This window comes from Sphingopyxis panaciterrulae (genome assembly GCF_014199295.1).
GTDB classification, from domain to species: Bacteria; Pseudomonadota; Alphaproteobacteria; order Sphingomonadales; family Sphingomonadaceae; genus Sphingopyxis; species Sphingopyxis panaciterrulae.
The window spans coordinates 322,457-332,152 of record NZ_JACIJH010000003.1; the positions used below are offsets into that span (position 1 = coordinate 322,457).

At 68.8% G+C, this 9,696-nt stretch carries 6 protein-coding genes; 2 read left to right on the forward strand and 4 right to left on the reverse strand.

Annotated elements, in window-relative coordinates; all coding sequences use genetic code 11:
- Positions 1-21: 21 nt before the first annotated feature.
- Positions 22-585, reverse strand: a complete 564-nt coding sequence (locus tag FHR21_RS08115) for an ECF-type sigma factor (RefSeq protein WP_184097086.1) — start codon at positions 583-585, stop codon at positions 22-24.
- A 235-nt stretch (positions 586-820) separates the two neighbouring features.
- Between FHR21_RS08115 and FHR21_RS08120 the strand changes: the two genes are divergently transcribed.
- Both FHR21_RS08120 and FHR21_RS08125 read left to right on the forward strand, forming a co-directional pair.
- On the forward strand, positions 821-1,774 hold the full coding sequence (locus FHR21_RS08120) for an efflux RND transporter periplasmic adaptor subunit (RefSeq protein WP_184097088.1): 954 nt from the start codon (positions 821-823) through the stop codon (positions 1,772-1,774).
- Positions 1,775-1,826: 52 nt separating this feature from the next.
- The gene (locus FHR21_RS08125) at positions 1,827-3,269 is read left to right on the forward strand and encodes a TolC family outer membrane protein (protein WP_246427111.1); all 1,443 of its coding nucleotides are present in this window, start codon (positions 1,827-1,829) and stop codon (positions 3,267-3,269) included.
- A gap of 242 nt (positions 3,270-3,511) precedes the next feature.
- Here FHR21_RS08125 and FHR21_RS08130 read toward each other — a convergent pair whose 3' ends face one another.
- The 3 genes from FHR21_RS08130 to FHR21_RS08140 all read right to left on the reverse strand — a co-directional run bounded on the left by FHR21_RS08130 (position 3,512) and on the right by FHR21_RS08140 (position 9,681).
- Complete coding sequence (locus tag FHR21_RS08130) at positions 3,512-5,533, reverse strand: preprotein translocase subunit SecA (RefSeq protein WP_184097092.1); 2,022 nt, start codon at positions 5,531-5,533, stop codon at positions 3,512-3,514.
- A complete protein-coding gene (locus tag FHR21_RS08135; RefSeq protein ID WP_184097094.1) occupies positions 5,526-7,679 on the reverse strand; it encodes a PqqD family peptide modification chaperone in 2,154 nt (717 codons plus the stop codon). Before FHR21_RS08135 ends, FHR21_RS08130 begins: the two co-directional genes overlap by 8 nt.
- Before the next feature lie 148 nt (positions 7,680-7,827).
- Positions 7,828-9,681 carry a GAF domain-containing protein gene (locus tag FHR21_RS08140; RefSeq protein WP_338113107.1) on the reverse strand — a complete coding sequence of 618 codons (1,854 nt, stop codon included), beginning with the start codon at positions 9,679-9,681 and terminating at the stop codon, positions 7,828-7,830.
- Positions 9,682-9,696: the final 15 nt, after the last annotated feature.

A 9,696-nucleotide genomic window follows, 5' to 3' on the forward strand; every position in this document is an offset into this window, starting at 1 on the left:
CAATCGTCGTGGGCGGTGTACTCAGACCGGGTCGATGGGATTGGCAATTGCGTCGGCCAGCCACGCGCGCGCTACCTGCCACCGTCGCTTAACGGTGGGTTCGGACACCTCCATAACCTCGGCGATATCGGCCGTCGTCATGCCTCCAAAATAGCGCATTTCAACGATCTCCATCAGCTCCTCGTCCAGCACCCGCAGGCGAATCAATGCGGCATCGAGGGCAGCCAAATCGATGCGGAGGAAACTGCCGTCCTTGATCTGCGTGGACAGTTCGACCTTGCGATGACTGCGCTTCGAAGATGAACGCAGTCGCGCATGGTCGATCAGGATATGACGCATCATTCGCGATGCGAGCGCAATGAAATGCGACTTGTCGGCCAGCGAGATACGTTCCATCTGTACCAGCCGAAGCACTACATCATTGATCAGATCACCGGTCGAAAGCGACGAATTCTGTTCGCGTCGTAATCGCGCCGCCGCAACTTGCTCCAATTCGGGATAGAATTTCCTGATCAGTTGATCGCGCCCATCAACCCCACCCTCGCGCCAGCTTCTCAGCAGAAGCCCGGTCTGCAGATTAGTCAATGGTCGAATCCCCCCCCTTGCACTGCGAGCAAAATTTCATTCAGAGTAATATTGTGACACAGCATCGCGCAAGCCCCTGCTTTTAACGCAATTCCCGCTTTCCGGCGAGCATCGAAAATTCGCCTCTCGCTGTGATCCGAATTCCTCCGGTTCGCCGCTAACCAAGACGAGGGCGGAAGGTCTGCACGCGGATGTCGATGCGGAAATGCCGGGGCCATTGGGGGGACATGGGCGCATGACCGATCGAAAGCGCATATTCATCGCGGGTGCAGCCGCCCTGACCGTGGCAGGTGGTCTATATTTTGCGCTGGCGGACGGCAGCGCCGACAGCCGCCCCACGGCGCAACTGGCCATCCAGCCCCTGATACCTGCCGCTCAGCAACTCGCTCTCGCGCCGCCGGTCGACACGGTGGCGCCGCCCGGCCTCGACGCCACACGCCCCAACGACTGTCTGATCGAACCAAGCCGCGTCGTGCGGGTCAACAGCGGTGTCGAGGGCGTTATCGAGGCGATCTACGTCGACCGTGGCGACAATGTCGGCAAGGGACAGGTCGTCGCACGCCTCCGCGCCGACGTCGACCGCGCGAGCGCCGCCGCCGCGGAGGCCCGCGCCGCCAATGCGCATGCGGTGCGCGCCGCCGACGCCCGCGCCGGCTACCTCGCTTCGGTCAGCCGCCGCAGCGACGAGATCCGCACCCACCTCGCCCGCGACAAGGTGGAGGAGGCAAAGGCCAACGCCGATGCCGCGGCGGAGGAACGCCGCGCCGCGGCGCAGGACCAGCGCGTCGCCCAGCTCGAATATGTCCGCACCCAGCGCATCCTGACCGAAAAGACCGTTCGCAGCCCGGTCAACGGCGTCGTCGTCGAGCGCGCGATGGCGCCGGGCGAATATCGCGGACCGAGCACGTCGCACATCCTGACCATCGCCCAGATCAACCCGCTCAACGTCGAGGTGTTCGCCCCGATCGCGCAGCTCGGCGCGGTGCACGTCGGCGACATGGTGACGGTGTTTCCCGAGGACCCGGTGGGCGGGTCCTATCAGGCGCAGGTCAAGGTGATCGACCGCGTGTTCGACGCGGCCAGCGGCACCTTCGGGATGCGGCTGGAGCTTCCCAATCCGGGCAACAAGCTACCCGCCGGGCTTCGTTGCCGGCTTGAAATCGGCGGAAAAGCGTCACCGCGCACATGACGGCGTGGGGGCAAGCCAGCGAGAACAGGAGATTCGAGCGATGATGCGAAAAATGGCACTGCTGGGGGGCGCCGCGATGCTGCTCGCTTCGGGGGCCGCGCAGGCCGAAACGCTGCACGAGGCGCTGGAGGCCGCCTATCGTTCGAACCCGACGCTGACCGCGCAGCGCGCGCAGGTGCGCGCGGGCGACGAGAATGTCCCGATCGCGCGCGCCGCTGGCCGGCCGACGCTCGAAGCCTCTGCGGTCTATCAGGAAAATGTCCTGAAGGGCGATCAGACCGGCAACCTCTTCACCTCCGACCCCGATCGCCAGCTCGTCGGACAGCTCAACATGAACGTCCCGCTGATCAGCTTCGGTGCCGTCCGCAATTCGGTGCGGTCGGCCGAAGCCCGCAGCGACGCCAGCCGCCACGGCCTGCGCAGCACCGAATCGGACCTCTTCACCCGCGTCGTCGCGGCCTACATGGACGTCATCCGCGACGAAGCGACGGTGCGCCTCAACCAGCGCAACAGGTCGGTGATCGACTATACGCTGGCCCAGACGCGCGACCGCTTCGACGTCGGCGACGCCGGACCGACCGATGTCGCGCAGGCGGAAGCGCGCGTCGCGCTCGCCATCAGCCAGCTCGAAACCGCCGAAGCGCGGCTGATCGCGAGCCGGGAGAATTATATCCGCCTCGTCGGCAACCCGCCGGGCGACCTCGCCCCGCCCCCGCCGCTGCCGCAATTCCCGGCGACGTCGGAGGAAGCGGTGCGCATCGCGCTCGACAACAACGCCGCGCTGCTCGCGGCGCAGGCCGAAAACCGCGCCGCAAGACACGATATCGATGTCGCCGATGCCGAGAATCTGCCGCGCGTCAGCGCGATCGGCGGGCTCAACCGCTATGATTATCTGGGGTCGCTGGCGCCGAACACCGGACCGCGCAACCGCGATCAGGGAACGACCGGCTATGTCGGCGTGCAGTTGAAGATGCCGCTCTATCAGGGCGGCCGCGTCGCAGCGCAGGCGCGGCAGGCGCGGCAGAAATACGGCGTGACGGTCGAGCAGATCGCCGCCGCCGAGCGCGACGCGGTGGCGGAAACGCGCTCCGCCTTCGCCAACTGGCGATCGACGAGCCGGGTCATCGACGCGGCGCGCAGCGGCGTGCGCGCCAACGAGCGGGCTTTGGTCGGAATCCGCGCCGAAGTGAAGAACGGCCTGCGTCCCCTGCTCGACCAGCTCAACGCCGACCAGGAGCTGCTGAATGCCGAGGTCACGCTGGTGACGGCCGAGCGCGATGCCTATGTTGCCGGCTTTGCCCTGCTCGCCGCGATGGGCCGGGCCGAGGCGCGCCACCTCGATTTCGAAACGTCGCTGCTTTACGATCCGATGGTTCATTACGACGATGTGCGCGATCGCGTCTCGCTGTTCGAGGCCGATTCGCCGATTCCGCAGCCGATCGCGATCGGAACGGCTGCGACGCCGGCGCAGGACGCCGTCATCAAGACGCCCTGACGCCGGCGGGAAGGCTTCCGATTGCCAGAGCGCCGCCACCGGCCCGATCGGCGATCATCCCGTTTCGACAAGGGGCTGTTCCCCGGCGAAAGCCGGAGTCCAGATGGCACAGTGCTGCCCGCGTGGCCCCCGGCTTTCGCCGGGGAACAGCTCCTTACCTGCCTGAAGACATATGTGCCGACCCGATCCAGGGTCGGCGCAAACGCGGAAGAAAGCCTGATGCGATCTTCAGGGCCCGCCCCCTACGCCGTGCCGCTGAACGCCATGGTCTTTTGCAGCCGTTCCTCTGACAATTCGGTCTGGCGGCGCGACGCGGCATGACGCCGCTCGGCCGCGCCCTGCGCCCAGCGGCGCAGCAGGTTCGCGGGACGCCCCTCTATCGGCCAGGCCTTTGCCGACGCTTTCAGCGCCCGTGCGGCGCGCGGGGCGAACAGCGCGTAAAGCTCGTCGTCGATGGCGGTGATCGCCTGTGTGCTGCCGGGATCGCCCTGCCGCCCGGCGCGCCCTTCGAGCTGGCGGTCGATGCGCGGGGTTTCGTGAAAGGCGGTCAGGATGACGTGCAGCCCGCCCGCCGCGTGCGCCTCCTTCGACAGTTCGATATCGGTGCCGCGTCCGGCCATGTTGGTCGCGACCGTCACCGCGCCGATGCGGCCCGCCGCCGCGACGATCTCCGCCTCTTCGGCGTCCTGCCGCGCGTTGAGGATGCGGCAGGCGATGCCGATGCGGTCGAGCGCGGCGGCGACCGCCTCGGAATCCCCGACCGAGCGCGTCCCGACGAGGATCGGCCGCTGCCCTTCCTCCTCGCGCACCGTGCGCACCGCCTCCGCCACCGCGGCCCATTTCGAGGCGGCGTCGGCATGGAGCCGGTGCCCGCGATCGCGGCGCAGATTGGGGCGGTTGCGCGGCACGACCGTGACCTTCAGTCCATAGTCGGCCCACAGTTCGGGCGCGGTTTCCTTCACTGTCCCGCTCATTCCCGACAGGCGCAGATAGCGGCGGAAGAAGCGCTGATAGGTGATGCGCGCCATCGTGTTGCGCGTGCCCGACAGCTCGACCTCCTCCTTCACTTCGATCAACTGGTGCAGCCCGCCCTCCCACGACCGGTCAGCCATCACGCGGCCGGTCGATTCATCGACGATCTGCACCTTGTCCTCTGCGACGATATAGTCGCGGTCGCGTTGATAGAGGCGCAGCGCTGCGATCGCCTGCGACGCGATCTGCTCGCGCGCCTGCCGAATCCGCCAGCGCGTCTGCGGCAGCCCTTCCGACAGCTCGGCGACGACGCGGTGGCCGCGCTCGGTCAGTTCGACCGCGCGGTCGGCCTCGCGGATGCGATAATGGCGCCCCTCCTCCAGTTGGCGCACCAGTTCGAGCGCGGCCAGATAAAGGCCGTCGTCGTTCGCCGGCATCTCGGCCGACAGGATCAGCGGCGTGCGCGCCTCGTCGATGAAGATCGAATCGGCCTCGTCGACCACGGCGAAATAGAGGCCGCGCATGATCAGCGGTTCGCGGGCCCGGTCGCCGAACAGGTCGCGCATCACCCGCCGCGCCGCGCCGCGCTTCGGCCCCAGCGCGGTCTGGTCGCGCAGATAGTCGAAGGTGATTTCCTTGTTGGTGCCATAGACGACGTCGGCGCGATAGGCGGCGCGGCGTTCGGGCGTCTCCTGCCCGTGGATCACCACCCCCAGGCTGAGCCCGAAGCGTTCGTAGACGGGGCGCAGCTTGGCGGCGTCGCGCTCCGCGAGATAGTCGTTCACCGTGAACACATGCACCGGCATGCCGGCCATCGCCCCGGTGATGGCGGGCAGCAGCGCGGTGATCGTCTTGCCCTCCCCCGTCGCCATTTCGGCAAGGCCGCCCTCGACCATCACCAGACCGCCCATCAGCTGCACGGGAAAATGCCGCATCCCCAGCATCCGCCCCGTCACCTCGCGGATCAGCGCAAAGCATTGATCGATCAACGCCGGGTCGGAAAGTCCATGGCGCATCAGCCTGACGCGCAGCGCGGCGCAGCGCGCGTCGAGGTCCGCGTCATCCAGCGGGCGGAGCGCCTCCGCCGCCTCCGCGATCGCCTCCGCCCGCGCGAGCATGGCTGGCCGCTCGCCCGCCAGCGCGCGGCCGACCAGCAGGTCGACGGGGCGATCCCATTTCCACGACGGCGCGGGGCCGCGCTCGGGATAGGGCGCGATGACCGGGCGCGCGTCGCTGCGCACCTCGCGCCACAAGTCGCGGGCGCGCTCGCGGAGGACGGACAGCTCAGGCATTGAACCGGGACAGCAGCAACTGGCGCAGCCGCCGCGCCACCTGCCAGCCGATCGGTTCCCAGCCGAGCTGGAAGCGGACATGGACGCGCGTCCCGAACGGCACCTGCCGCAGTTCGGGCGGCAGGCCGATGTCGAACAGGAAGACGCGGCCCAGCGCCTTGCGCCCGTTCGGATCGGTGGGGTCGGTGGGAATGGTGCCGCCCTTGCCCAGCGCCAGCGCCTCGCTCGGCAGGTCGCGCGTGCCGCCGGGCACCTCGCGCACCACACGCCCTTCGTGCGTCGCGCCGGGCAGCGCGGCGATGCGGTAGCGGACGCGGACGAGTTCGCGGCGGACGAGGTCGATGTCGTCCTGAGTCACCGCGACGCGCACCACCTCCGCCTGTCCGGGGGTGACATAGCCGATCAGTTCGCCCTGGCGGACATGCCGCCCCGGCAGGTCCGACGCGGGCGCCAGCGCGGTGACGAACCGCCCCTCCGCCCCCGCGAGCAGGCGAAGCTCGCCATAGCGCTCGCGCTGGATCGCCAGCTTCTGTTCGGCCTCGTCGATCGCGAACTGACCGATCTGACGCTTGACGCGGTCGCCGCCCAGTTCGGCATCGGCCGCCGCCTGCAACTCGCGCCGCCGCCAGTCGAGCCGCGCGACGTCGGTCTCCAGCGTCGGCTGGCTGGTCTCGATCAGCAACTGTCCGGTGCGGACTTGGCTTCCCTCCCCCACGGCGACGCGGGTGATGAAGCCGCCGGTCGCGGCGCGCACATGCGCCTGGTCGGGCAGCCACACCACCCCCTGCGCGTTGACGTGGTGCGGCGCCGGAATGACGAACAGGATCAGCAGCGCCGCCGCCACCGCGCCGCCCGTCAGCCGCATCGCGAAGCCCCGGTTGCGATGGAGCTGCGGGCTACTGACGACATGCGCCCCCATCTTCCACAGCGGCAGGCCAACCCCGGTCCACAGCGTCCACAGCGCGATCAGGACGCCGATCAGGAAAAAACGCGACGCAACGATCAGCGCGATGCCGAACAGCATCACCATGCGCGCGACGAAGGCCGCCGGGGCGTAGACGAGGAAGCAGCGTTTCTCGCCCGGCGTCGCGTCGAACGGCGGCATGTCGTGGGTGCGAAAGACATGCCGGTTGACCAGATCGCCCCAATAGCGATTGGCGCGCGAGCCGAGGTTGGGGATTTCGAGCAGGTCGGCGAGGATATAATAGCCGTCGAAGCGCAGCAGCGGATTGCCGTTAACCAGCACGGTCGAGATGCCGGCGATCAGCATGACGTTATAGGCGAAACTGCGCGCGAGCCCGGGCTCCAGCATGACCCACAGCAGCGCGGCAAACGCGGCGACGAACAGTTCGGACACCATCCCGGCGGCGCCGACCAGCGCCCGCTGCCACTTGTTCGGCAAGGCGCTTGCCGCCGACGCGTCGACATAGGGGACGGGAAACAGGACGAGCAGCATCACGCCCATCTCGCGCACCTCTCGCCCCCATGCCTTGGCGGCGAAGCCGTGGCCGAGCTCGTGGATCGTCTTCACGAGCGGATAGCAGACCGCCATGATCAGCAGATTGTCGGTCGACAGCACCCGGTCGATGATATTGGTCGTCAGTTCCTGCCAGTGGGTGCCGACGACCAGCAGCGCCGCGCCGACCAACGCGAGCCACAGCGCCAGCCCGGCCCAGCCGAACAGCGGCCGCACCCACGGCATCGCGCGGGTCAGGAAGGCATCAGGATCGACCAGCGGAATCCGCAGCGACATCGGGCTCTTCAGATTCTGCATCAGCAGTTGCCGCCGCTGCTTCCTCTGCCGCTTGATGAGCTCGCCGATATCGGGAAGCATGTCGGTCGACAGCAGGTCGGACCCGTGCAGCTGGCCGAGCGCCGTGATGACGTCGTCCTGCGTCGGCGCGTCCTCGCCCAGTTCCTCGACCAGCCGCTCCCACAATTGCTCGACCGTCCGCTCGCCGTCGAGCCGCCCGACGAAGCGCCACGCGCCCTTTGTCAGCCGGTGCGCCTTGCCGGCGGCGCCGTCGTCGAGCACATATTGCACCGTGCCGCGATAGCGGTGGCGCCGGACGCGCACATGCGTCTTGAGCCGGGGCCTCAGCCGGGCGACCTGGAACCAGGAGGCGCTTTCAAAGGGATTGGCCATCGCGCGCCCAATCCGACAGCCTATCTCGAGGCAGATCCAGAAACCCGTTCGTGTCGAGCGAAGTCGAGACACCCATCAGCGTGGCGCCGGGCCGACGGGTGTCTCGACTTCGCTCGACACGAACGGATTCAACGAAATGCTTCATGCTCTAGGGCAGCCACTTCCAGAAGAACAGCCGCAGCCATTCGCGCAGGCCGCGCGTCCAGATCCAGGCGTTGCTGCGCCGGTCGATCTTCACCTTGGCGACGCCTTCCATGCCGGGGCGCAGCACCGCGCGGCGGTCGCCGGCCAGCTCCGCCTCGACGCGGAATACATTCTCGCCATCGACATTGGCCGTGACCGACGTGATCCGCCTGACCGTGAAGGGCACCGTCTCGCCCGCGAGTCCCGTCGGCGCGAAGCGGCCCTGCTGCCCGGGGCGCAGATAATTCACATCCTCCTCCGCGACGTTCAGCACGACACGGAAGCTGCCGAGCGGCGCGACCTCGAACAGCACGTCGCCTTCCTCGACCGGCGTCCCGACCTTCTGGCTGAGGTCGCCCGACACCAGCACACCCGACAGCGGCGCGACGATGCGCGTGCGCGCGAGCTTATATTCGATCAGGCGCAGGCTCGCCTCCGCCTGGCGAAGCTGCGCGCCGGCCAGGCTCATGTCGGCACGCTCGTGCTTGGCCAGCGCCTCGCGATAGCGGCGGTCGAGCTGCTGCACCTCGCCGAGCGCGCGGGCGCGGTCGACGATCAGGTCGCGGTCGTCGAGCGTCGCGAGCACCTGCCCCGCGCGCACGACGTCCCCGGCGCGCGCCTGCGACCGCGCGATGAAGCCGGAAAAGGGCGCCGAGGCCGCGCGCTGCACCTGGCCTTCGAGTTCGGCGTCGGCGCGCACCTGAAACTGGGCGAACGGAATGAACAGGATCAGCAGCAACAGCAGTGCGCCGATCCCCAGCGCCTTCGCCAGCGGACGGCGCGGGCCGAACAGCGCGCGCGCGCCGTCCATGCCGTGCCGCCGGACGCGGCCGCCGATCCATCTTTCCTCGCGCCGCAGCAGCGCGATCCCCGGCGCCACCAGCGCCGCGATCGTTTCGGCGAGCAGCAGGTCGCGGGCATCGAACGGATCGGCATCGACCGCGCGCTCGATCGTCAACACCCCGACCGGCAGTCCGCGGTCGGTCATCGGCACGCTGGCGACCGCGCCCTTGCCCGCCAGCGCGAGCAGGCGGTCCTGCTGCAACAGGATCGGATCGCCCTCGCGCACCAGCGGGACCGACAGCAGCATGCCCTGGTCCATCGCCTCGTCCATCGCGGCTTCCAGCGCCTCGGCGACGTCGGACCGTTTGCGGAACCAGGCGCCGTGCGACATGGCGGACAGCTTGACGCGGTCGCCCTGTACCAGCCCCAGCGACACCCGGTCGGCGTCGAGGGCGATCGTCGCCGCATTGCACAGCGCCAGTTCCGCCTCGGCCAGCGTGTCATGTTCCTGCATCGCCGCCAGCACGTCCATCGCCGCGGTCGTCGCCTCCGTACGCCCTTCGTCGCCGGCGGAGCGGTGCTGCCAGACCAGCGAGTGAATCCAGCCGACGCCCCAGTGGAGTTCGCGCAGCAGCAATTGCATCTGCGGCGAGGTCAGCCCGGTCACGGCGAGCAGCACCGCGCCCATCATCCGCCCGTCGGCGGCGATCGGATAGCCGATGCCCATCGTGTCGGGATCGTCCGCGTCGCCCTCGACCACCACCTGCCCGTTCGCGAGAGTCGCCTCGGCGACCTTGCGCAGATGGGGGTGCTCCTGCGGGCCGGCGGGCCATCCCGCCGCGGGGGCGAAGGCGCCACCGGTGCCCTCGAGCAGGATCAGCCCCGCGCTCACCCCGCGCGTGCGGGCGCATTGCAGGTCGAGCCAGGCCTGGCAGAAGGACCCCGCGTCGCGCGCCGACGCCAGCGACGCCCACAGCCGGGCCTCGTCCGCCCCCTGCGACCGCGACGCGGTCCCGATGTCGGCCGCCACGCTCACCCGATCATCCGCGCA

What these genes read in the sequence shown, in the direction of transcription:
- FHR21_RS08120 (WP_184097088.1), top strand. Translation starts at nt 821, where the DNA reads ATGACCGATCGAAAGCGCATATTCATCGCGGGTGCAGCCGCCCTGACC.
- FHR21_RS08125 (WP_246427111.1), top strand. Translation starts at nt 1,827, where the DNA reads ATGGCACTGCTGGGGGGCGCCGCGATGCTGCTCGCTTCGGGGGCCGCG.
- FHR21_RS08130 (WP_184097092.1), bottom strand. Translation starts at nt 5,533, where the DNA reads ATGCCTGAGCTGTCCGTCCTCCGCGAGCGCGCCCGCGACTTGTGGCGC.
- FHR21_RS08135 (WP_184097094.1), bottom strand. Translation starts at nt 7,679, where the DNA reads ATGGCCAATCCCTTTGAAAGCGCCTCCTGGTTCCAGGTCGCCCGGCTG.